Genomic DNA, 25,549 nt, shown 5'->3' with positions numbered 1-25,549 from the left:
GGAGGTTAACTTTGTTAGATTAAAACAAAGTAATGATATCAATGGGAAAAAAAGAAAAGGAAAGTGACACTAAAGATTTGAAGGATACCAAGACTATAGATAAGAAAATAATATATAAAAGGTCTCTTAGGATTGGTCTGGGGTTTCTGACAATTATTGTATTATTTATAGGATTCCTATTAATATATTTGCATAATTCATCGTTTACAGTTGCTTTCAATCAAATAGAATTAGGTGGATATTTTAATGATAGAGATTTAGGAAAGATTATTGAGATAAAAGAAAATAATGTATCTATAGAGATACCAATAGACGTTCTAACAACAGCATTTAATCATAAGATTGAAGAGATGAGTATACAAAATGGTTACATTATAAATAATGGCTTTATTGATACTAATGAAAATAAAGCATACATTAACACTACTATACATGGCATCAATATACCAATATCCATGGATGTAACTCTAGATAACGACAATAGAGAGATACAAATTAATTTTACCAACATGAAACTTAGAAACAAGAACTTTTTATCACTACCTAAATCTATAGAAGAAACTATAAAGGCTAAGTTGATTGAGAACAAAGAGATATTAAATATAAGCTTAGATGACTTTAATATACCAGACATAGCAACTATCCATAGCATCAATATGGATTCAGACAAAGTAGTTATAGATTTAGTCATTGATGAAGCGAGAACTAAACAATTACTAGCGGACATTGCTAAGGTTAAAAGTGATGAACTCTATGGTATATATAAAAATGATAATGACAATACTCGAGGAAAAGTTTTAGATATCATTGATAAAGAAATAATATCAACTGAAGATATAGAAATGATATTGACAGATATACTCATAGGAGACGAAGAACTAATAAAAAATATATTAATACTGACAGATGAGAATAAAATTGATTACGTTCTTAATAATTTTGGAAAATATATTACTCATTATAGTAAAAAAGACATAACAAATGAGAAGAACAAGCTTATTTTAGGTAAAATCAAAAATTATTGTACTTTATTACTTGACCAAGTAGAAAAACTGCCTAAGAATGAGTACGTAGTTTACTTAAATAATCCTTATGACATAGACAAAGATGTATCTGTTTTTATAAAAGATATAATCGTTAAATATAATCTTGATATACCAGAAGATGTCTATGACAAGATGAATTTTTTATATAATTATGCAGATAAAAATTATATAATTGCATATAAGATAGATGATAATAAATATGCAGTGGTTGATAAGATGAACTATGATTTTATTGATGAAAAAGATTATTTAGGTTACCAATTCCAGAAACCGCTAGAGACAAAAGTATTTTATGATGAAGATATTGAAAAGAGTATAAAAGAATATTTTGCCTCAGAGGTATTTATAAGATATATGAATACTGATGGTAGATATGCTTTTGTAATAGCCTCAAATTCTAATAATTATCAAAGCTATGAGAGATTTGCTCTGGAAAAGAAAGAGACATGGAAGATTGTAGATAAAGGTATTAATGATTTATATACTTTTAGTATTAATCATCCAGGATTTAATATAAGAACTATAACTGATAATTTTATTGAAGATAACATATATAGTCTATCAGACAAAGATATAAATGCTGTACTAGACCAATTGGAATATAGAGATATAATACCTGACAGAAAAGAAGTAGGAATAGAATACTGTTCTTATGATGGTAAATACATTTCTATAAAATTGACTAATGACGAAGAATACGTATTTTCAATAAAATATTCTTATTTGGATAAAGTCTATAAAAAAGAAACAGCAATAAATAAATGGAGAGATATATCTCCACTTATATTATTACAAGATAAAAATAATGACAAAGATGATGCAAAACTAATCAATAAATAATATTTTTTTATGGATTAGTAAATTACTAAAGAAAGGAAGACATTATGGACACAGTTATGAAGCAGTTAGACAATATCAAAGTTAAGGCTCTAGAAATATTGACAGCATATGGTTTCAAAATCTTAATGAGTTTTGTTATCTTAATTGTTGGATTAAAAGTTATTAAATATTTGGTTAAACTTATTGAGAAGTTCTTGAACAAATCAAAAGTAGATGTATCATTATCAAAATTCTTGTTATCAGCAACAAGATTAATATTGAAGATATTACTTGGTATCATCATAATGGAAAATCTAGCTATTCCAACCACTTCTCTTATAGCAGTTATTGGAGCAACTGGTATTGGTGTTGGTATGGCTTTACAAGGAAGTCTTGCTAACCTTACAGGAGGAATCTTAATATTATTATTGAGACCATTCAAAGTAGGAGATTTCATTGAAGAAAAAGCATTTGGACATGAGGGTATAGTAGAAGATATTCAAGTGTTCTATACAACATTAAGAACAAGAGACAATAAAGTGATAACTGTACCTAATGGAAGTTTATCCAACAGCAGTATTATAAATCATTCAACAATGGATATCAGAAGGGTTGATTTGACTTTTGGTGTAGCTTATGAAGAGGATACTTTTGCTGTTAAAAGGGCAATAAAAGAAGTTATTGAGAAACATGCTCTCATACTTAAGGATAGAGAACCATACATTAATATTAGCGAACATGGAGATAGTTCAGTTAATTTTGCTGTATTGGTATGGTGTAAAACAAAAGATTATCTACAGGTGAAGTTTGACCTGATAGAACAGATTAAGATTAAGTTTGATGAAGAAAATATCTCAATACCTTATCCACATATGGATGTAAACATTGTTAATAATGAAGGTAAGATTGCCAAGTAAAGTGAATTCATTAATGATATGAATTCACTAATATAAAATATTTTTACCAGAGGAGATGTATAGATGGAAAAGTACAAAGATTACATTCTTGATTTTCTAAAAAAAATACTGGAAACGGAAAGTCCCAGCGGATTTTGCCAAAACATCATGAAACTCATAAAAGAAGAAGCTAATGACATGGGTTATGACATGGAATTCACTAACAAAGGCTGCGGAGTCATAAAGATTGAAGGTAAAAATAAAGAAGTTCTAGGATTATCAGCTCACGTTGATACTTTAGGAGCTATGGTAAGATCCATTAAATCTAATGGAACAATCAGGTTCACTAGTATAGGCGGATATCTAATGAACAGTATAGAAGGCGAATACTGCAAGATATTCACAAGAGACGGTAAAGAATATGACGGTACCATACTAACTACAAAACCTTCAGTTCACGTATTTTCTGACGCATCAGAGCATAAAAGGATAGAAGAAAATATGGAAGTAAGAATAGATGAGAGTGTAACATCAAAAGAAGATGTAGAAAAATTAGGAATAGAAGTAGGTAACTTCATTGCTTTTGATCCTAGAGTTAGGGTAACAAAAAGTGGTTATATAAAATCTAGACATCTAGATGATAAAGCAGGGATAGCTACTATTTTTGCTTTAATGAAATACATAAAAGATAATAATATAATACCTGATAACACTATAAAAATATTTATATCTACATATGAAGAAGTAGGACATGGTTCTTCTTATATTCCACAAGATATAACAGAAATGATTGCAATAGATATGGGTGCAATGGGGGATGACCTTTGCTGTACTGAACATGACGTATCTATCTGTGTAAAAGATTCATCAGGACCTTATGACTATAATATGGTTAATAAATTAGTAAGCATTGCAAAAGATAAAAAGATTGGATATGCATTAGATGTTTATCCTAACTATGGTTCAGATGCATCTGCTGCTCTGCGTGCAGGAAACAACATCAGAGGGGCACTTATTGGACCAGGGGTACATGCATCTCACGGTATGGAAAGAACTCATATAGAGGGCATTCTCAATACCTTAAAACTATTATCAGAGTATGTTAAATAAGTGAAACAAGATATATGTAAGAAAATAACTCATATAAAAGTAAAAACCTCAGGAATTAACCTGAGGTTTTTACAAATACCTACCGTTTACTAAACAAACTGTTCTACAGAGAAAATATTCTTATCTCCTCTAAATCTAGAGACAGTGTACTCTACAGGTGTCTCAAATTTATTATAACCTTTTACATGAAATAATTGTATTGCAGTTGTCTTATTGATTTCAAGTAATTCACAATCTTCCTTAGTAGGAACAACAGCTTCCATTTTTTTAATTATTTTATAGACTTTAGTATTAATATTGCTAGATAGTATGCTATATAGTGATTCTTCATTCATATTATTATCGAGAATATGTTTACAAAATGAATAAGGTAAATAAGTTTGAGAAATTATTAGTGGTTCATTATTTACAAATCGGAGCCTCTTTAAATAGATAACGTCTGTATTCGGTGCGAGATTTAAAGCAGATGCAACTTCTGGGGTAGCGGAAACTACCTTAAAATCTAAAACCTTAGTACTAGGGGTATATCCATTTCGTAACATCTCATTATCAAAGCTCTCTGCTTTTTGAGTAAAATCATGTTTAATTTTGGTTTGAGCAACAAAAGTACCTCTACCTTTTACACGATAAAACTTACCTTCATTAACTAATTCAGTTAATGCTTGTCTGATTGTTGTTCTGCTTATACCATAAATATCACATAGCTCAAACTCAGTAGGTATCATATCACCTGGTTTTAAAACTTCATCCTTCATCATTTCAATCAAAATATTCTTGAATTGAAAGTATAGAGGAATAGGAGTTGACTTGTTAACGGTATACTTTTTAAAACTATCAATACTTGCCATAATTCATCACCCTACTTTATTATATTTTTAGTATAAGGTTTATCTGCTACAACACCTATTTTACAATAATTGGAGAAAAAAGCAAGGGCTAATTTCATTAAATATTATAATAGTTAAAAATTGCTATATAAAAATGTTAGTATACTAGCGATTTTGCCCTAAAAATAAGCCAATCTTAACTTATAAAATATATTTTTAAATATTAAACGTGATTTTTACATAAAATGAAATTTCTTTTATAAAAATTTGATATAGCATTTATATATTTATGTGCTTAATTTTAGAAACTTCCCTTGACAGGAGTACATAGAAATTGTACACAAAAAATTAATAATTGTAGTGTTGAGCTTTTATTACTTATGCTTTATACTAATAATATTAAGATTTTTAATGTCATTTATGTATATAATATATCGGTATTATTTGGAAAAAACTTAATAGTTACCTTGATTTTGTGTTATATTGTTTTAATAAATTAGTAGAGAGGACTTAAAATGTTTGGATATGTGCAGATTGATAAACTTGAATTAAAAGTAAGAGAATATATGACATACAAAGGATATTATTGTGGATTGTGTATGGCGTTGAAGCATAATTATGGAAATCTTAGCAGGTTTACATTGAATTATGATATGACATACCTGGTTATCATTTTAACGTCTCTATATGAACCTGTAAATAATTGCTCTAATTGCAGATGTGTGGCTCATCCTCATAATAAACAGCTTATGATAGATAATGAGGTAAGTGAATATTGTGCAGCGCTTAATATTATGTTAGCATATAATAATCTAAAAGATGACTGGAAAGATGAAAGAAGTATAAAAAGCCTTCTTGCAATGATGTTATTTAATAGAGGGTATAGAAAAGCTAAGAAAAAGTATCCAGAGAAAGATGAAGTGATAATTAGATTTATAGAAGAATTAGAGGAACTTGAAAAAGCTGATTGTAAGGATATTGATAAGGTATCAAATGTTTTTGGACATCTAATGGGACAACTTATGATTTATAAACAGGACCATTGGAAACAATATTTAAATAATATTGGATTATATTTGGGAAAATATATTTATATTTTAGATGCCTATGATGATATAGAGAAAGATAAGAAAAATAAAAGTTATAATCCATTTCTATTATGTGAAGAAGAAAACATAGAAGAGTATGCTAAGAACCTATTGAACCTCAATTTATCTTTTTTGGATAGTGAACTGGATAAATTACCTTTGGTAAAAGAAAAACCTATTCTAGATAATATAATATACTCTGGAATTAAAAATAGAATGAGAATTATTTTTGACAAAGATGATTGTAATAAATGCAAAAGATTAGAAGAAACCAATTAAATTCTTACTAGGAGGAAAAGACAATGAGAGACCCTTATGAAGTATTAGGAATAGAAAGAGGAGCAAGTAAAGATGAAATAAAAAAAGCGTATAGGGAATTAGCAAAAAAATATCACCCAGATAGATATGCAGACAACCCATTAAACGATCTTGCAGAAGAGAAATTCAGAGAAGTTCAAGAAGCGTATGAATCGCTAATGAACAATAATGACTATACAAATTCAAATTATAGCAGCAGTAATTCAGGTTCTGGGTATACATCTTCAGAATATATGAATGTAAGAAGTTATATTCAAGTTAGAAGATTCCAAGATGCAATGAATATGCTTAATGCTATGAGTGATAAAAATGCTGAATGGTATTATTTAATGAGTATCTGTCTTGTTGGCACAGGCTATACCAACCAAGGATTCGAATATGCTAGAACAGCTGTAAATATGTCTCCAAACAATATAGAGTACAGAAACCATTTAACAAGACTTCAAAATGTTCAGAATGGATATAATACTAGAGCATATCAATATAATAGAGGGAACAATAATTCAGATGCTTGTGGATGCTGTTCACAACTCATATGTGCAGATTGCTTATGTGAATGTCTTGGAGGGGATTTAATTTCATGTTGTTAAAAACAAAGAGATTAGCATACTTAGGAATATTATTGGCAATTAATCAGATTATATTGTTGTCAAGTACAATATTTGTCAGTAATACAATAATTATATTTGCACTAGCAGCTATTTTAATAGGTGTAGTAATCATTGAATTCAATTTAGCCAATGGTGTAAGTTTTTATATAGCATCCAGTCTACTTGCACTTATATTAGTACCTGATAAGATACAGATCATAACATATATTGCGTTTTTTGGGCTATATAGTATAGTCAAATACTTAATTGAAATATTAATAAACCGTAAAAACTTATCAGTCATCATAGAAGTCGTATTGAAGATAGTATATTTCAATATGGTATTAGTAGTTTATTACTTTGTTATAAAGCAGTTTGTATCAGTTTTACCCTTCAATGTAACATGGTGGGTCGTTTTAGCAGCAGAAGTATTCTTTATCGCATATGATTACTTCTTAGGATATTTTCTCCACGTATACGCAAATAGAATAAAACCAAGATTAAAAAAATATCTTTGAGTACAATAATCAAAACATAGTCTCTACTGAAATAATGCAACCTAGTCACTTTTCTTGAATGTAAATATATATTTTAGGTGATAATATATATTACATTAAGTATATAAGTTGAATTTGATAATTTTTAATACAAAATAAAATAACGGAGTGGTTTTGATGAAACAAAGGATTGGAATTGTAACAAGTGGGGGAGACTGTCCAGGTTTGAATGCAGCAATTAGAGGTGTAGCAAGAGCTTCTTATGGTATGATCGATTGTGAGATAATTGGTATAAAAGACGGTTTTAAAGGCTTAATACATTGTAATTATCAAGTGTTGACTCCAAGGGATTTCTCTGGAATACTTGTTAGAGGAGGAACAATACTTGGTACATCCAGAACTCCATTCAAGAAAATGAGAAAAATTGAAGAAGACAATATCGATAAAGTAAAAAATATGGTAAATAATTATGAGAAAATGAAGTTAGACTGCTTAGTGACACTTGGAGGTAATGGAACACATAAAAACGCTAATCTCCTTAGGGAAGAAGGGCTTAATGTAATAGCTCTACCAAAGACTATTGATAACGATATATGGGGTACAGATATAACTTTTGGATTCCATAGTGCAGTAGATATCGCAACTGAAGTAATCGACCGTATTCATACAACAGCAGATTCTCATGATAGAGTTATGTTGGTTGAATTAATGGGTCATAAGGCAGGTTGGTTGACATTACACGCAGGGGTTGCTGGTGGAGCAGATGTAATTTTGATTCCTGAAATCCCTTATGATATTAATAAAGTGATAGCTTCCTTGGACAAAAGACATTCTTCAGGTAAAAACTTTTCTATATTAGCTGTGTCAGAAGGAGCACTTTCAGTCGAAGAATCAAATATGAAGAAAAAAGAGCTGAAAAAATTAAGAGAAAAAATGAAATACCCATCAGTATCCTATAGATTGGCTAAACAGATTAATGAAGCCTTGGGTCTAGAAACAAGAGTAACTATACCAGGACATCAACAAAGAGGAGGTTCACCTTCACCATATGATAGAATATTGGCAACAAAGCTTGGTGCATATGCAGCTGAGATGATAGCCAACAAAGACTATGGAAAAACAGTTTCAGTTGTCAATAATAAATTATGGGCAACACCTTTAAAAGAAATAGCAGGTAAGTTGAAACTAGTTGAGAAAGATAATCTGCTAATAAGTACTGGTAAATTGGTTGGGGCGAGTTTTGGAGATTAAGGGAGTGATTGAACTCTCTTTTTTTATAGACAATAATAGAGCATAATTACTTTTTCTTGTATTTTACAGGAAAGTTTTACGTGACTAAGTAATTAATATAAAGTAAAATAATGTTAGAAAGGGGAACGGGTATATGATAAAGTTTATTCATACAGGTGATGTACATATTGGTATGGAATTCAAAAGTGCTAGCTTCTCTAGTGAATTTGCTAGAAAGCGTAGAAACGAGATAAAAGAAACTTTTATGAATATAGTTTCAAGAGCAGGAGAAATACAAGCTGATTTATTACTCATAAGTGGAGATTTATTCGAAGACGAATACATTACCATAGGAGAACTAAAAGAAATCAATAATAGCTTCAGTAAAATTAGTTCTACAAAAATAATAATGATTGCTGGTAATCACGACCCCATAATAAATGACAAATCATATTATAACCTAATAGATTGGTCACACAATGTTTATATAATGAATACATATACTGAGAAAATTACATTTGAAGAATTGAATGTTGATATATACGGATTAAGTTGGAATAAGAAGGAGATAAAAGATAATCTTTTTAATGATATAGAAGTTGAGAATAGCGACCGTATCAATATATTATTAGCCCATGGAGATATATATCAAAAATCCAATTATCTGCCTATAGACAAGGATAATCTAAAAAGTAAAAACTTTGATTATGTGGCTCTTGGACATATACATAAACATAATTTTATACAACCTGATATCGCTTATTGTGGAAGTCCTGAACCTCTTGATTTTGGCGAAACAGGAGTTCATGGAATTATAGAAGGCAGCATAAGCAAAGATAAAATAGATGTTGACTTCCTGCCTTTTTCCAAAAGACAATTTGTGGGGGTGGATGTTACAGTGGAAGATGATATGACAATTGAAGATATAATAGAGAATATCAGAATCATAGTTAGTGACTATGATTTCAAGAACCTATATAGATTCAATTTGAAGGGCATAAGGGATAAGGATATATTGTTTGATACACAGTACATAAAAGAAAGAGTAGAAGAATACGTAATATATGCTGAGATTATTGATACCACTACACCTGATTATGACCTTGATAAATTAAGACAAGAAAACGAAAATAATGTTATAGGGAAATACATTGAATACATGGAAAGACAGAATATCCAAGATGAAATATCAAAATTGGCTTTATATGAAGGTATTGAAGCGTTACTAAGTGAGAAGGTGAACTGATTTGTACATAGATAAAATGGATATAATAAGTTTTGGAAAATACCAAGATAAAGAGATTAAATTAACAGATGGTATAAATGTTATTTATGGTGATAATGAAGCTGGTAAATCTACTATACATAAATTCATTGAAGGCATGTTATACGGTTTCTACAAGCCTTATAGAAAGAATAAGCAGTTCACACCTGATTATGATCGTTTCTTGCCATGGAATAATAGTAATAAGTATAAAGGAATATTGGTTTATAAACATCTTGAAAAAGAATACCGCATCGAGAGAAACTTCATGAAACGTAACGATAAGGTAGAGATCTTTGATAATGGTACTGGAGAAAATATTACCGAAAAATTTGAGTATGATAGTGCTACCAAATTATATCAACCAGCCTCTAGACATATAGGTATCAACAAATCAACCTTCAATAATACAATCAGTATCGGTCAGCTTAGCAGCAAAACCTCTGACGAACTGGTGAAAGAAGTGAAAGACAGCCTTATCAATCTAGGTGAAAGTAAGGATGAAGAGATATCAGTAAGGAATGTCATCGAAAAATTAAACAAGAAGTTAGATGAAATAGGTACTGCTGGCAGAAAAAAGACAACCCCTTATGGGAAACTTACCGAAGAAATAACAAAACTGAAAAAAGAAAAAACTGAAGCTGAAAAAACATGGCAAAAGGTTCTAGAAAAACAAGAAGAATTGAATAACGTCAATAATAACTTAAAGGAAATGGAAAATAGAAAAAAGGATAATGAAGAATTACTTGATTATCTCAGTAAAGAGGAAGTTAAAAAAGCCTATGAAGAAGGATTAAGGCTAAAAGAATATATAGATAATAAAACTTCTGAACTAAAAGATATAGAACAGTTCAAAGATGCTGATATAGAACTTATAGATGAGGCTATCAAGAAACTTAACAATCTAGAATCATGTAAAATGCAGTATGATGAATTAAAATCAGAACTAACAGACATAGAGGACTATCTAAAAAAACAATATGAGATATATAATCAAGTCAAGGTGTTAGAAGATGAAGATTTGAATGATATTGACAGTATAGCTTCACAGTATAATATCTATAATGATATGGTGAAAAAATATAATGAATTAAAAGACCTGATAAGGGAACTTAAGATAAAGTTAAATAGCGAAAACGAAAATAATGGTGTTATAGAAGATGAATATGAATATACTAGACTGGAAGAAGAACGAAAAGAGATAAAATACAGCAAATCAGTGGAAACTGAATTAAAAGAACAAAAATATCAAGATATGCTGGCTAATCAAAAACATGGTAAATTAATATCTTCAGTATCATTTTTAATTTTTATTGGTCTTTTGGTAAGTGGTATCATATCTTCTCAAATAATAGTTATAGCTGTATCTGTTGTGTTTGCTGGCGTATCTATATATACTACAATGGGTTATAGAAAAAATAAAGTCAAATTAGATATTCTGGTTAATGAAATCAATAAGATCAAATCAGCAGAAGGAAAAAAACAAAATAAACTAGATGAAATTGTACAAAAGCAAAATGAAATATTAAAGAAACATAGGTGTACAGAACTTATTGAGTTAAGGAAACTAAAAGATAAAGTAATTCATATTAATGTAATTCATGAAGATAATAAGAAAAGATATACAAAGGCTATTAGTGACCTAGAAAAATTAGAACTTGAAAAGAAGCAAAAAGAAGAAAGGTTAACATATTATGTAAACCTATTATTGGATACTAAGAACCTAGATATAAATAACATTAACTTAGTAAAAGAAAAATATGAGATTTTTAAAGATACTAAGAAAAACATTAATCATAAAAATGAAGATAAAAATAACAGATTAGCAAAATATAATAGCATTAGTGAGCAAATATCTACGTTGAATAAAGAGATCAAAGAGGTAGCTGATAGGTATAATGTTCAAGATGAAAAAGGATTGCAACAAGTAAAAGATAAGAAATATCTATATCATAACATGATAAGTAATATCAATAATAAAAAAGAATTGTTAAGTAGATTGCTTGGGGATAATACTTTAGAAGAGTTGGAGCAAAAGTTGACAAAGTATGATCGGGTACAAATGACAACTGATAAATCTAAAGAAGAACTATTATTAGAGCAGGATAGCCTTGTAAACGATATTTTGCATATTAGCAAAGATATAACTTCTTATGAGACTAAAATAGCTAATTTACAAAAAGATGTTAGACCTATAGTAGATATTGAAGAGGACATATCCAATAAATTGAATATAAAATCTGATTATGATAAGAAAATTAAGGCTCTCACAATGGCAAGAGATGCTATTGAGAATATATCTAGAGATATACAGAATAACTTTGCCCCAAAACTCAACGAAAAAGTTTCTAATATAATCAGTAACATCACCAATAAAAAATATACTGATATCAAGATTAATCCTAATATGGAGATTCTTACATATGAACCTGAAAATCATGAATTAATCTCTATAGATTCTTTAAGTAAAGGAACCATTGACCAGATGTATTTTGGATTGAGGCTAGGACTTATTGATATTATTAAAGATGATAAATCATTACCACTTATATTAGATGATTGCTTTGTCCAATACGATAATGATAGATTAAAGATGGTCATGGAAACCCTAGGGAATCTAGATAGACAGATAATTATATTATCTTGTCATAGGAGAGAGGAAGAAATATTGAAGGGGCTTAATGTGGAGTTTAACTATATAGCATTGTAATTTGATAATGATGATTTTTGTTATAGAAGCAGGGTAAAGGATATAACCAATTACCCTGTTTTTTATGTTTTATTGTTATTAAAGTTAGCTATTTTATTGTAGGTGTTTTTTTAATTATCTGTTCTGAAATATATTGGACTTGACCTATCAATTTCCATTTTTCATTTTGTGGTAAAAGCTCAAAGTATGTTTCTAAATAACTATTATTAAACGAGAGTAATAAAGCAATTATAATTTAGGAGTGATTAATTATGGAATCAGATTCAGTAGAAGAACTTGAAAAAATGATAGCATTTGTGGAATGTTGTAATGACTTTATAGCAAAAATTAAAGTTTACTTTGATAATCCATTTATTACTCCTGAGGATAAAAAATATCTTATTACAAGTATACAGCTATTAAGACATCTAGATTATAAGTACATTAATAAAATATTGCAAAATATTAGTTATGAAGAATAGATAAAAGTATTTTACCCAATTTATAACGCACGTGGTAGGACTCGAACCCACAACCCTCCGGTCCGAAGCCGGATGCTCTATCCAATTGAGCCACACGTGCGTATTGTAAACCACTATTAAGTTTTTTACCTAACCTATTATATCACTAAAATCACAATAGTCAATATGTATATCGTATATAAAAACTCTATGTATTATTAACATTATTGATATTTCTTTAATCTTATATCTGAACCAAAGATTTTAAGGGGTTCATAGTTACCGAATATACGGGATACAATCCTGTCTGAGTATTGTTTTGACCAATCAGTTGGTGATAAGTTAGTGGATATCAATGTTGATTTCTTATTCAATAATCTTGTATTAAGGCAATTGAATAACTCAACTCCTGTAAAACGATTATTGAATTCAGTTCCTAGATCATCAATTATTAACAAATCACAATCAAAAATTGATTCAATCTGTTCTTCAGGAACTTTTTCATCACCATTATTGAACTTATAATCCTCAAATAACTTAAACAGTCCAAATGATGTCAAATAAATTACTGTATGGGAACTATCCAATAATGCTTTTGCTATACAGTTACATAAAAAAGTCTTACCAAGACCAGCTTGTCCAAACAAAATGATATTTGTAAATTCACTATCAAAGTGATTAACGAATTTCTTGCATTTTCCATATATTTTACGTATATTTTCTAATGGTGACAAGTTGAATCTTGAATCTATCTTATCTGAATAATAGTTAAAAGAAAATGTACTGAAATTTTCTTCTTCAATAATATTTTTAATATTAGATTGTTCATAAGCAATATCAATCATGGCTTGCTTCAGGCAGATACATTTTTCATTACCGATATAACCTGTATCTTTACAGAGATTGCAATCATATTTCGGTTGTAGATAATCTTCTGGATATCCATGATCTAGCAATAAACGTATTTTCTTTCCTGATAGAATAAAATTACTTTCTTGGAGTTCTTCAATTTTTTTTTCTGCCTCATCTGGATGCTCAATAATATAATATGTAGTATTAACACTATTAGAAGCTATCTCATCATCTAAAACTTTTATAAGAGGTATTCTATTGTAGATTTCTTCTTTTCTTTTAGTAATTTCATGCTTGATACTAAGCTGTTTCTTTTCATAATTTTGCATGATTAACTTATATTGAGAACGTTTTAGATTCATAATATTAGCTCTTCCTTTCTTTTAATAACGATTTAAGTAGTGTTTTATTAGTAGCTTCCATCTGTTTCTTTAATGAGTAATTCCATAGCTTTTTTCTCTAATTCATCGAAATTATATGTACGTTGGTCATAATTAATAAACTTAGATTGGTTCTTAGTACTGTCAGTTTTCTTGGTATTAGATTTTAACTGGTGTTTTTCATCAAGCTCATTAACATTTTTAAGGGTCTTTACGTTGTTCTTATGCCAGTTATTAATTATAGCATCAATATAACTAAACTGAGGCTGATGAATTGTTTCCATTGTTCTATTACATGCCTCTATAATAATTTCTATAGAAAGATCATAATCATTTAACCATTTCTTCATATATGTAATTTGTTTTGGAGTAGGATTCCTATCACCAATACCAAGGGATTTCATGATTTTAAAATAACTATTATTAAAAGTCTCAATTCTATTTTCTGCTTTTGCAATTGTATTGATACCTTCATCTGCCCAGTTGATTGCTACTTTTTCAATATAACTCATATTTCTATGGTTGTTGGAAACACAATACTCTATGAGAAGTTCAATAACTTCAAAAGGAAGGCCCAGCCAATCATTGAAACCGATTAAAGTGTTGATGTCCTGTTGAGTCAACATTTTACCAAGATACTTCTGAGTTATGTAAATCAGTTGCTTATAATTTTGTCTACTCATAAAAGATGTAATCTCATCAATTTTATATTGAGGTTTTGATGAGATATTGATTCTAGCATCTAACTGCTTTGCTGTAGCAGCAGTTTCTTTCTGTGTATCCACAATGGCATCTACAGTATCTATATTAGTAAGGTCATTGAATTTTATTGACCTAATAACTTTTTTATCATCATATTCTATTGTCATTACATTGGCTGATTCCCAATACCCTATAGCCCTCATGACATCTGTTTCAGTTAGATGAAGTTTATCAGCTACGTCTAACATTGATAGTGATTGTATATTTTTTGATGCATATCTGATAATCAATAAATACACTCTCACGAAATCTCCATTAGAGTTTGATAAGAATTTATCAATAAATTTATTTGGTATCAAGGTAAATTGATTAATATTTTGTGGATAAATAGTAATCATACTCATAAAACAAATCTTCCTTCCGACAACATTTTATGTAAACTAAGCTTTGGTTATTTAACTTAATTAAGTTCATTAATATATAAATCGCTCTTAGTATAACATAAAAAATTATATTTGTGTGGTAAATAATATTTTCAGAAAACTCTATATTATGTCAGAAAATTTACTGTAAAAATGTTGAAAGTGATAGTTTTTTTAACATTTGGAGTATATTGTTTAACAAAACATTAACATTTACCTGTTGATAACTTTGTGGATAGTGTGGATAAAGTTTTACATAACTTATTAACATATGTTAAAATTCTGTAATAATATCTAAAAATCAAGTGTTGAAAAAATAATTTCGAGTTAACTAGCCGATATTATGTAAACTATTTAGCCATTAACTAACCACAGCTTTCCTGTTGACAACATTGTGGATAATGTGGACAACTATCCCTTAATTAGTTCTTCCCCTATAATTTTCACGTCTCCTGCTCCCATAGTTATCAACAGGTCATTTGGATAACAATTCTGGAGTAAAAAAGTCTCTATTTCGTCAAAAGAAGAGAAATAAAAGGCTTGCTTTCCAAGTTTAGTAAGTTCAGATAATAAGTCCTTGGAATGAATTTCGCCAGTATTTTTTTCTCTATCTGAATAAATATCTGTCAATATAATATTATCGGCAGAACTTAATGAATACGCAAAGTTCTTCAAGAAAGCTTTTGTTCTTGAATAAGTATGTGGCTGAAAGACAACCCATAATTTGTTATGAGGGTATTTTGTTGCAGCTGATAGTGTTGCTGATATTTCAGTTGGATGATGAGCGTAATCATCTATAACATTAACTCCTCTTATATTCCCTTTATATTCAAATCTCCTGTTTGTTCCTGTAAAATTCATTAGACCTTGTTTCATATCAATGATATCAACGTTAAGGCAATTACTAGCAGCAATGGCAGCTAAGGAATTATATACATTGTGTATACCGTTGACTTGTAAATTGATTTCTTCTATTTTTTTACCATTATACATAAGGTCATATGTTGGATAACCATACTCATTATATTGTATATTTTCAGCATAATAATTATTATCTTTACTTTTTCCGTAAGTAATGATATTACAATCTAGGTGAGAAATTATTTCTTCGTAATTATCTATATCCCCATTGATAATTAAATAACCGTCATTTGGTAATTTATCAGCAAAAGATTTAAAAGAGTGTCTTATATGATTTATATCTTTAAAATAATCAAGGTGGTCTTCTTCTATATTAAGTATGATAGAAATAAAAGGATTAAACCTCAAAAAGCTATCACAGTATTCACAGGATTCCGTAACGAAATAGTCAGAATCCCCAACACGAATATTTCCATCGATCACATTGAGTATACCACCTATTGATATAGTTGGATCTTTCTGTCCTTGAAGAAGGATATGGGATACCATTGAAGTAGTAGTAGTTTTTCCATGAGTACCAGATACTGCAATTGGATATTTATATGTTTTCATAATCTGTCCAAGTAATTCAGCTCTACCTATTAATGGAATGCCTTTTTCCGCCGAAGTCATATATTCTACATTATCTTCTTTTACAGCTGCTGTATATATTACTAATTCAGTATCATCAGAAATGTTGGAAGCTCTATGCCCTAAAAATACATTCATACCAAGTTCTTCTAGTTTTTTTGTTGTTTGAGTTGTTTTTATATCGGAACCAGTTATTTTAAATCCTTTTTGATGCAGAATTTCTGCTAAACCACTCATACTAATGCCGCCAATTCCTATAAAATGAACATTTAATGGCTTATTAAAATCGATTGTATACATTACTGAACACTCCTCATTTTTATTATTATATTAGGAAATTTTTATTATCTTATATTTTTATCCCATAAAAGTTATAACTTTTTTATGGGAGGGGTAGCCTCTTTTCTTGTATTGCAGTGATAAAATCTTATCTAATATATAGTATATAAAATTAATTATATAATCGGCACAAAATAATAAGGATTTTATAGCCTGTATTAAACAATAGGTAAGAAATTTATTCACTTATTTAATATTATAACTATATGAGTTAACTTTTAAAAGAGAAATATAAAAAAATGCTAAAATGGATGGATTCTCTGATTTTTGTGGTATAATAATAAATATGAGACAAGTGTTGAGTAGCAATAGAGTAAGTATTGCTTAAATTACCTAAAAAAGTTTTACATACAATTTAATTAAGCTAAAATATGAAGAGATAAGGAGAATTTTTTGTGGGTAAAAAAGTGAGTAGAACAGATAGAATTGCAGTGATTACGAAGATGCTGGTTGAGAATCCCAAGAAGATATTTACATTAAATAATTTTGTGGAGATTCTTAGTTATGCTAAATCAACTTTAAGTGAAGATATTGATGTAATAGAAGAAGTATTTAAGAAATTTGAATTAGGTGAGATTAAATCCATTCCTGGTGCTGCCGGAGGTATTTACTACAATCCTAAACTTACAGATGAACAAATAGAGAATATATGTAATGAATTATGTGAATTGATAAATGATAAGAAGCGAATCATTCCTGGTGGGTATGTCTATATGAATGATATATTCTATAATCCTAATATCTTACAGAAAATTGCTAAGTCATTAGCTGCACCTTATCTAGATAAAAAGATAGATTATGTAGTAACTATCGAAACCAAAGGTATTCCACTGGCAATTATGACTGCTAACATACTTAACATACCAATGATTGTTGTAAGGAAATCAGCTAGGCTTACAGAAGGGACTACTATTCAAATGAATTATATAGCTGGTTCTTCAAGAAGGATTAATACTATGGCTTTGGCAAAGCGTTCTATACCAAAAGGAGCTAAAGTATTATTTGTAGATGATTTCATGAAAGCGGGAGGAACAGCTAAAGGTATAACGGATTTGATGAAAGAATTTGAGGCTGAAGTAATGGGTATAGCGGTGGTTATGTCTACGAAAGAACCGGAAGATAAGTTGATAGAGGATTATTATTCATTGTTGGAATTTGATGGTATTGATGAAAAAGATGAAAAGATCAATATATATAGGAAAAAGAATAATAATGTTTGATTAATATAAATGGAGAATGTTGATAGGAGATTTGTGTAAAAAAAAGACAACGGTTGTATATTGAAACCATATATAGTGATAATACACTCTAATTACGTTTGTTGTTTTTAGCTGTTTTTAAGGGATGACAACAAGCTAAAAAGTTGTGGATTATCACTATATATGGTTTTTTCTGTATATTGCCACGTTTGAGCTGGTAGAAGCACTATTTCATTTATCTTGTGATGGAATAAGATGTGCAAGTAAAAATTATTAATTTCCTGTAATAAACTTGGAACAAAAGTGGTATTAATATAATAGTGAAAAAAAATAGTGTATGTCTAAGTTAGGAGGTAAGTAGTGAAGAGAAAAAATATTATAGCTATGCTTCTTGCTGGTGGTCAAGGCAGCAGGTTGGGAATATTAACAACACATGTGGCAAAACCAGCTATAGCATTTGGTGGCAAATATAGGATTATTGATTTTACTCTTAGTAATTGTATTAATTCAGGAATAGATACTGTTGGGGTTTTGACTCAATATCAGCCATTAAGATTGAATAACCATATAGGGATTGGTATACCTTGGGACCTGGACAAAAATTATGGAGGGGTCAGTATTTTACCACCCTTCGTGAAGAAAAAAACAGGGGAGTGGTATTCGGGAACAGCTAATGCAGTTTTTCAGAATATAGATTTTATTAATAACTATTCACCAGAATATGTACTTATTTTATCGGGTGATCATATCTATAAAATGGATTATGAGAAGATGTTGAACTATCATATCAAGAAGAGAGCAGATGCTACTATAGCAGTATTTGAAGTACCTATAGAAGAAGCTCATAGATTTGGTATTATGAATACAGATGAAACTAATAAAATAATAGAATTTGATGAAAAGCCAAAAGTTCCTAAGAATAACTTAGCTTCTATGGGAATCTATATTTTTAATTGGAAAGTATTGAAAGAAGCTTTGGCAAAGACTAATAGTATGTATCCAAAAAATGATTTTGGAAAACATGTTATTCCATTTATATTAGGTAATGGGGGTAATCTATTTGCGTATAAGTTTCAAGGATTCTGGAAGGATGTAGGGACACTTCAAGCTTATTGGGAAGCCAATATGGAATTAATCAATCTTATTCCTGATTTCAATCTATATGAGGCTTATTGGAAAATCTATACTAAAAATGAGATACAGCCGCCTCAGTATATTTCTAAAGATGCGAGTATAGAAACCTGTATCATTGGTGAAGGTACTGAGATAGAGGGTAAGATATATAATTCGGTTATAGGCTCTAATGTTAGTATAGGTAAAAATACTGTAATAAAGGATTCTATAATAATGAGTAATACAGCAATCGGTGATGATTGTAAGATTTATAAGAGCATCCTCTCAGAAGAGTCAATCATAGGAGATAATGTAAGGATGGGTATAGGAGAAGATGTTAAGAGCATAGATTATCCACAGCTCTATAACTCTGGTATTTCTGTGGTGGGTGAAAGAACATGTATACCTGATAATATTACCATAGGAAAAAACTGTGCAGTCTATGGTAAGTTAGATATTGATGATTTTCAGGATAAAGTTTTAATGAGCGGTAAATCGATAATTAAGGAAGAGGTGGATTAATGCGAGCTATAGGAGTTATTCTTACAGGTGGAAAAAATGAAAAGCTTCATGAGCTTACTGATAATAGAATATTAGCTGCTATGCCTATTGCTGGTTGCTATAGGGCAATTGATTTTTCCTTAAGTAATATGACTAATTCTGGAATCAAAAAGGTAGCAGTTATCACTCAATATAATTCTCGTCCTCTTATAGAACATTTGAGTTCTTCCAAATGGTGGGATTTTGGGAGGAAGCAAGGAGGACTATTTATTTTTAGCCCAAATAGATCTCAGAAGAGTAACTTCTGGTATAGAGGAACAGCAGATGCAATCTATCAGAATTTAGATTATCTGAAAGATAGTCATGAACCTTATGCAATTATTTCTTCTGGGAATGTAATATGCAAAGTAGATTATAACAAGATATTAGAGTATCATGTGGACAAAAGGGCAGATATAACTATAGTATGTAAAGATATGAAAAATACAAATGAAGATTTAAGAAGGTTCGGAATGGTTTTGAAGAATGATGAAAACAGAATAATTGATTTTGAAGAAAAACCTTTAGAACCACAGGGAACAATCATATCTACAGGTATTTATGTAGTTAGAAGACGGTTGTTGATTGAGTTGATTGAAGAGATATTATCTGGGGAAAGATATGATATAGTTAATGATATCATTATCAGGTATAGAAAACAGAAAAAAATATATGCTTATATGCATAATGAATATTTTAATAGTATTGCAAATGTTGAATCATATTATAATTGTAATATGGATTTTTTAGATAAAAATAATAGAAAATATTTTTTTGGTAATTTTCCATACATTTCTTCCAAAGTGCAAGATGAACCACCAGCAAAATATAATTCCGGTTCGGTGATAAGCAATAGTCTGATATCAGGGGGATGTATAATAAATGGAAAAGTAAATAATTCGATACTTTTTAGAAAAGTTTTCATTGGTAAAAATACTTCCATTAATAACTCTATTATACTAGATGGAGCCTATATAGGCAATAATTGTTGCATTGAAAATTCTATAGTTAATACGGATACTGTTATAGGCGATGATTGTACGTATAAAGATAGAAAAGGAAATATCAAAATTGTTGTAAATAGAGAATGCATATATATGTAGTTCAGATAAATAATTAAAAAAGCTGTAATTATACAAAAAAACATTGAACTTTTCTGAAATATGTAATATAATTATTGTGAGTTATCACTAAAGCAAAAATATGTGTGTAAGGTGGAGGGGGATTCTTCCCCTTAACAACAAGTTACGGAAAGGGGTTAACACATGCAAATTACAGATGTGAGAATACGTAAGGTTGCGAAAGATGGGAAAATGAAAGCAGTAGTATCAGTTACTTTTGATAATGAATTTGTAGTTCATGATATCAAAGTGATTGAAGGAGAAAAAGGATTATTTATAGCTATGCCTAGTAGAAAGGCGCTTGATGGTGAGTTCAGAGATATAGCTCATCCTATTAATTCTGAAACTAGAGAAAAAATTCAGAAATGCGTATTAGAAAAATATGAAACTCTAGTACTTACAAACGATGATACAGCTGATGAGATAGCAGTATCGTTTGAGGAATGATTCTTCAGGGCACTTCATTATGAAGTGCCTTTTTGTATGCAGATATATACTTTTCCTATTTGTGTATTTTTATATTTTTGCTTAGTAAAAGTAACAGGAAACTGGAAAGTTTAATATATTAATTTGTAAGTTATTTAACTTGCATATATTTAGTAAGTGGTGTAAAATAATTAGGGTTAATTAAAACCTGAAGGTGGTGTATAAGATGAGTAGATTAAAAGCAGTGATATTGGCAGCTGGTGCAGGTACAAGAATGAAATCTGAATTACCAAAGGTTATACATAAAATACTTGGCAAAACAATGCTTGATTATGTTATTGAAGCAGCTATGGAAGCTGGCGCTGAAGATATAGTAGTAGTCGTTGGACACGAAAGTGAAATTGTTAAAAAAGAAATCTCGTATAATGTAGAATTTGTTTTGCAGGAAGAACAATTAGGAACTGGTCATGCGGTAATGATGGCTAAAGATTTCATTGGTGATGAAGGAAATGTACTTATATTATTTGGCGATACACCATTAATTACTGGAGATACACTAGCTAAGATGGTAGATTACCATATTAGGCATAACAATGCTGCAACACTTCTATCTACTATAGTAGAAGATCCTACTGGTTATGGTAGAATCATAAGAGACGAATCCAATACTTTTATAAAAAGTATAGAACATAAAGATGCATCAGAAAAAGAAAAGATGGTAAAAGAAATTAATTCGGGTATGTATTGTTTTGATGCAAAAGAACTTAATAATGCTCTTGATTATTTGACTAATGATAATGCCCAAGGGGAATATTATTTACCTGATACTCTGAAGACTATTATGGCGAAGCATTTGAATGTTAATGCTATGATTAGTGATATCTCTGAAGATATCTTAGGAGTTAATTCAAGAGTTCAATTATATCAAGCAGGACAGATTATGCAACAAAGAATTAACTATAAGCATATGGATAATGGAGTAACCATAATTAATCCTTTATGTACTTATATAAGTAAAGATGCTTGTATTAATTCTGATACTATAATATACCCTAATTCTTTTATAGAAGGAAAAACTATAATAGGAAATAATTGTATTATTGGAGCTAATAGTAAGATTGTAAATTCAAATATTGGTAATAAAGTGAATGTTGAATCATCAACAATTCTTGATAGTAGTATTAGCGAAAATACCAATGTTGGACCATATGCTTATATTAGACCTAATTCCCATATTGGTTCTAATGTAAAAATAGGCGATTTTGTTGAAATTAAAAACTCGAGTGTTGGAGATAATACTAAAGTAGCTCATTTGACGTATATAGGTGATGCTGATGTTGGAAAAAATGTTAATTTCGGATGTGGAACTGTAGTAGTTAATTATGATGGTGTGAATAAGCATAGAACAGTCATCGAAGATAATGCTTTCATTGGTTGTAATACTAATCTTGTATCACCAGTTAAAGTTAATAATAACGCATATACAGCAGCGGGCTCTACAATAACGAAAGATGTACCAGAATACTCATTGGGAATAGGAAGAGCTAGACAAATTAACATACAAGATTGGGTAAGAAAAAAACGGTAATCTATATAAGGAAATTATTTCTATCTAGAAATTTAGAAATGGTTTCCTTATGTTTTAAAAATATTATAGGAGGATTCATATGACAAGTACAATTAGGAACAATGACGGCATTAAGATTTTCTCATGTAATGCTAATCCCCAATTAGCAGAGGCGATTGCAGCTGATTTAGGATTAACTTTAGGAGCAGCTGATGTTGGGCAGTTTAGTGACGGCGAAACGTATGTGAAGATTGACGAAATTGTTCGTGGTGTAGATTGTTACATTGTTCAACCTACATCAAGCCCTGTAAATGACAATTTAATGGAACTATTAATTATGATTGATGCTCTAAGAAGAGCTTCAGCAGGCAGGATTACTGCAGTAATTCCTTATTATGGTTATGCAAGACAAGACAGAAAGACAAGAGCCAGGGACCCAATTAGTGCAAGATTGATAGCTGATCTAATACAAGCAACAGGTGCAGATAGAGTATTAGTTATGGACTTACACTGTGCTCAGATTCAAGGATTCTTTACAATGCCTGTGGACCATATGTTAGGTGCTCCACTACTATTAAAATATTACAAAGAAAAATTTGCTGATGATATGGATAACATTGCAATGGTATCACCAGATATCGGAAGTGTTAAAAGAACTCGTTCTTTTGCAGAAAAATTAGATATTCCAATGGCTATTATTGATAAGAGAAGACCAGAAGCAAATGTTTCAGAAGTTATGAACATAATTGGTAATATTAATGGTAAAAAAGTTATTCTAGTTGATGATATGATTGATACAGCTGGAACAATATGTAATGCAGCAAGTGCATTAAAAGAACAAGGTGCTGTAGAAGTGTATGCATGTTGTACTCACCCAGTATTATCAGGTCCTGCAATAGAAAGAATTCAAAAATCAGACATAAAAGAATTAGTTGTACTTGACACAATTGCTCTTCCAGAAGAAAAGAAAATCGATAAGATTAGACAATTATCTGTTGCTCAAATTCTAGCAGAAGCTATTCATAGAATCCATTGCAACAAATCTGTTTCAAAATTATTCGGTTAAAAAATTGACTATTGTATGAAAATATGGTAATTTGATTATGTTAAAGCCCTAGTATATACTAGGGCTTTTAGTAAATAAATTAGAAAGGTGATTACAAATGTATATAATTGCTGGATTAGGTAACCCAGGCATGAGATTCACTGCAACAAGACATAATGTCGGGTTTGAAGTGATAGAAAGATTGGCATATGAGAATAATATCAAGTTAAATAAGAAAAAATTCAATGCTGTATTAGGAAGCGGTGTTATTGGTGGAGAGAAAGTAGTTCTGGTACAGCCTCAAACATATATGAATCTAAGCGGCGAAAGCATAAGCAAGGTAATGGATTTTTATAAATGTACTGAAAAAGATTTGATAGTTGTGTATGATGATATCTGTTTTGAAATAGGAACAATAAGGATACGAAAAAAAGGAAGTGCCGGTGGGCATAATGGTATGAAAAACATTATTAGACACATAGGTACTAATGAATTCATAAGAGTAAGAGTAGGTGTCGGAGCCAAATGTCCTGAGTGGGATTTGAAAGACCATGTATTAAGCAGATTCAATGATGAAGAAATAAAGAATATGGTTGAAGAAATAAAAAGAGCCAGTGATGCCATAGAAGATATAGTAATAAAAGGTATAGATAAAGCTATGAATGTATATAATGTTAAGATTAAACGAGAGGAATGTGATTAATGAGAAGAGTAATATCATTATTGTTAATTATTACAGGTGTTATACTTATAGCTTTACCGCTGGTTGGGAAATATAGAACCCACAGATTGCAAGAAACCATGTTAGAAGAATTCTACAGTGATTTCCAGCCGCAAAATGAAGAGGAATTAGATGTTTCAAGACAGAACAATATGGTTTTGAACGATATATTCAGCTGGGGAGACAAAACTGAAAATCAAGAGAGTATAAATCCTATTGAAGTAAATGAACAATCTTTGAGTGATAGTGATACAGATACTGAAGAAACTAACGTGAATGACACTGATAGTAATGCTAATGATGACTCTAATAATATCACACCAGAATCTGATGTAGATGAAAGTACGGAACCAGAGAAAAAGAAGGATAAGCCTAAACCTAAGCCAAAACCTAAAGCAATAGCCATAATTAAGATTGATAAAATAGGAGTACATCTGCCAATAGCTAATGGTATTGACCTTGAAACCTTGAAATATGCTATAGGATATATGCCTGAGAGTGGTGAATTCGGTCAGATTGGAAATGCAGTATTAGCCGGTCATAGAAGCCATACTTATGGAGTGTTCTTTAATAGGTTAAATGAATTAGAACAAGGAGATAAAATTAATATAGTCACTAAGGAAAAGGAGTTTATCTATACAGTTTACGACAAGAAAATAGTTGAACCAGATGATGTATCAGTTATGAGAGGGAGCAGCAAATCAAAAGTCATCACATTAATTACATGTGATCCTGTTATTGGTGCTACTCATAGATTAATTATACATGGAATGATTGATAACTAAGCAAAATACTA

At 30.0% G+C, this 25,549-nt stretch carries 22 protein-coding genes and 1 tRNA gene; 18 read left to right on the top strand and 5 right to left on the bottom strand.

Annotated features, from left to right (window positions below):
• The first annotated feature begins 41 nt into the window (after nt 1–41).
• From AACQ14_RS08380 to AACQ14_RS08370, 3 genes are all read left to right on the top strand, one after another.
• Nucleotides 42–1,886, top strand: a complete 1,845-nt coding sequence (locus AACQ14_RS08380; RefSeq protein ID WP_339363122.1) for a hypothetical protein — start codon at nt 42–44, stop codon at nt 1,884–1,886.
• 44 nt (nt 1,887–1,930) lie between these two features.
• Entirely contained in the window at nt 1,931–2,782 is an 852-nt protein-coding gene (locus AACQ14_RS08375) for a mechanosensitive ion channel family protein (RefSeq protein ID WP_339363121.1), read from the top strand.
• 63 nt (nt 2,783–2,845) lie between these two features.
• Nucleotides 2,846–3,871: a M42 family metallopeptidase gene (locus tag AACQ14_RS08370; protein WP_339363119.1), complete on the top strand. Its 1,026-nt coding sequence runs from the start codon at nt 2,846–2,848 to the stop codon at nt 3,869–3,871.
• Between the two features lie 89 nt (nt 3,872–3,960).
• Here the strand turns inward: AACQ14_RS08370 and AACQ14_RS08365 are convergent, their stop codons facing one another.
• Nucleotides 3,961–4,719 carry a GntR family transcriptional regulator gene (locus tag AACQ14_RS08365; RefSeq protein ID WP_339363118.1) on the bottom strand — a complete coding sequence of 253 codons (759 nt, stop codon included), beginning with the start codon at nt 4,717–4,719 and terminating at the stop codon, nt 3,961–3,963.
• A 494-nt stretch (nt 4,720–5,213) separates the two neighbouring features.
• Between AACQ14_RS08365 and AACQ14_RS08360 the strand changes: the two genes are divergently transcribed.
• The 7 genes from AACQ14_RS08360 to AACQ14_RS08330 all read left to right on the top strand — a co-directional run bounded on the left by AACQ14_RS08360 (nt 5,214) and on the right by AACQ14_RS08330 (nt 12,856).
• Nucleotides 5,214–6,065, top strand: coding sequence for a DUF5685 family protein (locus AACQ14_RS08360; protein ID WP_339363117.1), 852 nt, complete (start codon nt 5,214–5,216; stop codon nt 6,063–6,065).
• A gap of 23 nt (nt 6,066–6,088) precedes the next feature.
• Nucleotides 6,089–6,694, top strand: coding sequence for a J domain-containing protein (locus AACQ14_RS08355; protein ID WP_339363116.1), 606 nt, complete (start codon nt 6,089–6,091; stop codon nt 6,692–6,694).
• The gene (locus tag AACQ14_RS08350; RefSeq protein WP_339363115.1) at nt 6,685–7,212 is read left to right on the top strand and encodes a hypothetical protein; all 528 of its coding nucleotides are present in this window, start codon (nt 6,685–6,687) and stop codon (nt 7,210–7,212) included. Before AACQ14_RS08355 ends, AACQ14_RS08350 begins: the two co-directional genes overlap by 10 nt.
• A 156-nt stretch (nt 7,213–7,368) precedes the next feature.
• On the top strand, nt 7,369–8,442 hold the full coding sequence (locus AACQ14_RS08345; RefSeq protein WP_339363114.1) for a 6-phosphofructokinase: 1,074 nt from the start codon (nt 7,369–7,371) through the stop codon (nt 8,440–8,442).
• 133 nt (nt 8,443–8,575) lie between these two features.
• Nucleotides 8,576–9,667, top strand: coding sequence for a metallophosphoesterase family protein (locus AACQ14_RS08340; RefSeq protein ID WP_339363113.1), 1,092 nt, complete (start codon nt 8,576–8,578; stop codon nt 9,665–9,667).
• A gap of 1 nt (nt 9,668) precedes the next feature.
• Nucleotides 9,669–12,395: an ATP-binding protein gene (locus AACQ14_RS08335; RefSeq protein ID WP_339363112.1), complete on the top strand. Its 2,727-nt coding sequence runs from the start codon at nt 9,669–9,671 to the stop codon at nt 12,393–12,395.
• 251 nt (nt 12,396–12,646) lie between these two features.
• Nucleotides 12,647–12,856 carry a hypothetical protein gene (locus AACQ14_RS08330; RefSeq protein ID WP_339363111.1) on the top strand — a complete coding sequence of 70 codons (210 nt, stop codon included), beginning with the start codon at nt 12,647–12,649 and terminating at the stop codon, nt 12,854–12,856.
• Between the two features lie 26 nt (nt 12,857–12,882).
• On the opposite strand, the gene AACQ14_RS08325 is transcribed toward AACQ14_RS08330, so the two are convergent.
• From AACQ14_RS08325 to murC, 4 genes are all read right to left on the bottom strand, one after another.
• Nucleotides 12,883–12,956 (bottom strand) — tRNA-Arg (locus AACQ14_RS08325).
• Between the two features lie 103 nt (nt 12,957–13,059).
• Nucleotides 13,060–14,049 (bottom strand): ATP-binding protein, encoded by a 990-nt coding sequence (locus AACQ14_RS08320; protein ID WP_339363110.1) that lies wholly within the window; start codon nt 14,047–14,049, stop codon nt 13,060–13,062.
• A 47-nt stretch (nt 14,050–14,096) separates the two neighbouring features.
• Nucleotides 14,097–15,173 (bottom strand): DnaD domain protein, encoded by a 1,077-nt coding sequence (locus AACQ14_RS08315; RefSeq protein WP_339363109.1) that lies wholly within the window; start codon nt 15,171–15,173, stop codon nt 14,097–14,099.
• 429 nt (nt 15,174–15,602) lie between these two features.
• Nucleotides 15,603–16,982 (bottom strand): UDP-N-acetylmuramate--L-alanine ligase, encoded by a 1,380-nt coding sequence (gene murC, locus AACQ14_RS08310; RefSeq protein ID WP_339363108.1) that lies wholly within the window; start codon nt 16,980–16,982, stop codon nt 15,603–15,605.
• 434 nt (nt 16,983–17,416) lie between these two features.
• Between murC and purR the strand changes: the two genes are divergently transcribed.
• From purR to AACQ14_RS08270, 8 genes are all read left to right on the top strand, one after another.
• Nucleotides 17,417–18,241: a pur operon repressor gene (gene purR / locus AACQ14_RS08305; RefSeq protein WP_339363107.1), complete on the top strand. Its 825-nt coding sequence runs from the start codon at nt 17,417–17,419 to the stop codon at nt 18,239–18,241.
• A 339-nt stretch (nt 18,242–18,580) separates the two neighbouring features.
• Nucleotides 18,581–19,855 (top strand): glucose-1-phosphate adenylyltransferase, encoded by a 1,275-nt coding sequence (locus tag AACQ14_RS08300; RefSeq protein WP_339363106.1) that lies wholly within the window; start codon nt 18,581–18,583, stop codon nt 19,853–19,855.
• The gene (gene glgD, locus AACQ14_RS08295) at nt 19,855–20,976 is read left to right on the top strand and encodes a glucose-1-phosphate adenylyltransferase subunit GlgD (RefSeq protein WP_339363105.1); all 1,122 of its coding nucleotides are present in this window, start codon (nt 19,855–19,857) and stop codon (nt 20,974–20,976) included. The genes AACQ14_RS08300 and glgD overlap by 1 nt, the downstream gene beginning before the upstream one ends.
• A gap of 162 nt (nt 20,977–21,138) precedes the next feature.
• Nucleotides 21,139–21,441: a septation regulator SpoVG gene (gene spoVG, locus AACQ14_RS08290; protein WP_113673174.1), complete on the top strand. Its 303-nt coding sequence runs from the start codon at nt 21,139–21,141 to the stop codon at nt 21,439–21,441.
• Between the two features lie 205 nt (nt 21,442–21,646).
• Nucleotides 21,647–23,008: a bifunctional UDP-N-acetylglucosamine diphosphorylase/glucosamine-1-phosphate N-acetyltransferase GlmU gene (gene glmU / locus AACQ14_RS08285; protein ID WP_339363104.1), complete on the top strand. Its 1,362-nt coding sequence runs from the start codon at nt 21,647–21,649 to the stop codon at nt 23,006–23,008.
• Nucleotides 23,009–23,087: 79 nt separating this feature from the next.
• Nucleotides 23,088–24,053, top strand: a complete 966-nt coding sequence (locus AACQ14_RS08280) for a ribose-phosphate diphosphokinase (protein ID WP_339363102.1) — start codon at nt 23,088–23,090, stop codon at nt 24,051–24,053.
• A gap of 97 nt (nt 24,054–24,150) precedes the next feature.
• Entirely contained in the window at nt 24,151–24,735 is a 585-nt protein-coding gene (gene pth, locus AACQ14_RS08275) for an aminoacyl-tRNA hydrolase (protein WP_339363101.1), read from the top strand.
• The gene (locus tag AACQ14_RS08270; RefSeq protein ID WP_339363100.1) at nt 24,735–25,538 is read left to right on the top strand and encodes a class D sortase; all 804 of its coding nucleotides are present in this window, start codon (nt 24,735–24,737) and stop codon (nt 25,536–25,538) included. Before pth ends, AACQ14_RS08270 begins: the two co-directional genes overlap by 1 nt.
• The last annotated feature ends 11 nt before the right edge of the window (nt 25,539–25,549 follow it).

Origin of the sequence: Vallitalea maricola (assembly GCF_036985595.1) — a bacterium.
Taxonomy (GTDB): Bacteria; Bacillota; Clostridia; order Lachnospirales; family Vallitaleaceae; genus Vallitalea; species Vallitalea maricola.
Note: the sequence above shows the minus strand (reverse complement) of the source record. Positions and strands in the feature narration are given on the sequence as shown.

Excerpts from the sequence above, each read along its gene's own strand:
- murC (WP_339363108.1), bottom strand. The coding sequence starts at position 16,982 with ATGTATACAATCGATTTTAATAAGCCATTAAATGTTCATTTTATAGGA.
- AACQ14_RS08370 (WP_339363119.1), top strand. The coding sequence starts at position 2,846 with ATGGAAAAGTACAAAGATTACATTCTTGATTTTCTAAAAAAAATACTG.
- glmU (WP_339363104.1), top strand. The coding sequence starts at position 21,647 with ATGAGTAGATTAAAAGCAGTGATATTGGCAGCTGGTGCAGGTACAAGA.
- AACQ14_RS08280 (WP_339363102.1), top strand. The coding sequence starts at position 23,088 with ATGACAAGTACAATTAGGAACAATGACGGCATTAAGATTTTCTCATGT.
- AACQ14_RS08320 (WP_339363110.1), bottom strand. The coding sequence starts at position 14,049 with ATGAATCTAAAACGTTCTCAATATAAGTTAATCATGCAAAATTATGAA.
- AACQ14_RS08270 (WP_339363100.1), top strand. The coding sequence starts at position 24,735 with ATGAGAAGAGTAATATCATTATTGTTAATTATTACAGGTGTTATACTT.
- AACQ14_RS08345 (WP_339363114.1), top strand. The coding sequence starts at position 7,369 with ATGAAACAAAGGATTGGAATTGTAACAAGTGGGGGAGACTGTCCAGGT.
- AACQ14_RS08365 (WP_339363118.1), bottom strand. The coding sequence starts at position 4,719 with ATGGCAAGTATTGATAGTTTTAAAAAGTATACCGTTAACAAGTCAACT.
- pth (WP_339363101.1), top strand. The coding sequence starts at position 24,151 with ATGTATATAATTGCTGGATTAGGTAACCCAGGCATGAGATTCACTGCA.
- AACQ14_RS08315 (WP_339363109.1), bottom strand. The coding sequence starts at position 15,173 with ATGAGTATGATTACTATTTATCCACAAAATATTAATCAATTTACCTTG.
- glgD (WP_339363105.1), top strand. The coding sequence starts at position 19,855 with ATGCGAGCTATAGGAGTTATTCTTACAGGTGGAAAAAATGAAAAGCTT.
- AACQ14_RS08330 (WP_339363111.1), top strand. The coding sequence starts at position 12,647 with ATGGAATCAGATTCAGTAGAAGAACTTGAAAAAATGATAGCATTTGTG.
- AACQ14_RS08380 (WP_339363122.1), top strand. The coding sequence starts at position 42 with ATGGGAAAAAAAGAAAAGGAAAGTGACACTAAAGATTTGAAGGATACC.
- spoVG (WP_113673174.1), top strand. The coding sequence starts at position 21,139 with ATGCAAATTACAGATGTGAGAATACGTAAGGTTGCGAAAGATGGGAAA.
- AACQ14_RS08360 (WP_339363117.1), top strand. The coding sequence starts at position 5,214 with ATGTTTGGATATGTGCAGATTGATAAACTTGAATTAAAAGTAAGAGAA.
- AACQ14_RS08375 (WP_339363121.1), top strand. The coding sequence starts at position 1,931 with ATGGACACAGTTATGAAGCAGTTAGACAATATCAAAGTTAAGGCTCTA.
- AACQ14_RS08355 (WP_339363116.1), top strand. The coding sequence starts at position 6,089 with ATGAGAGACCCTTATGAAGTATTAGGAATAGAAAGAGGAGCAAGTAAA.
- AACQ14_RS08350 (WP_339363115.1), top strand. The coding sequence starts at position 6,685 with ATGTTGTTAAAAACAAAGAGATTAGCATACTTAGGAATATTATTGGCA.
- AACQ14_RS08340 (WP_339363113.1), top strand. The coding sequence starts at position 8,576 with ATGATAAAGTTTATTCATACAGGTGATGTACATATTGGTATGGAATTC.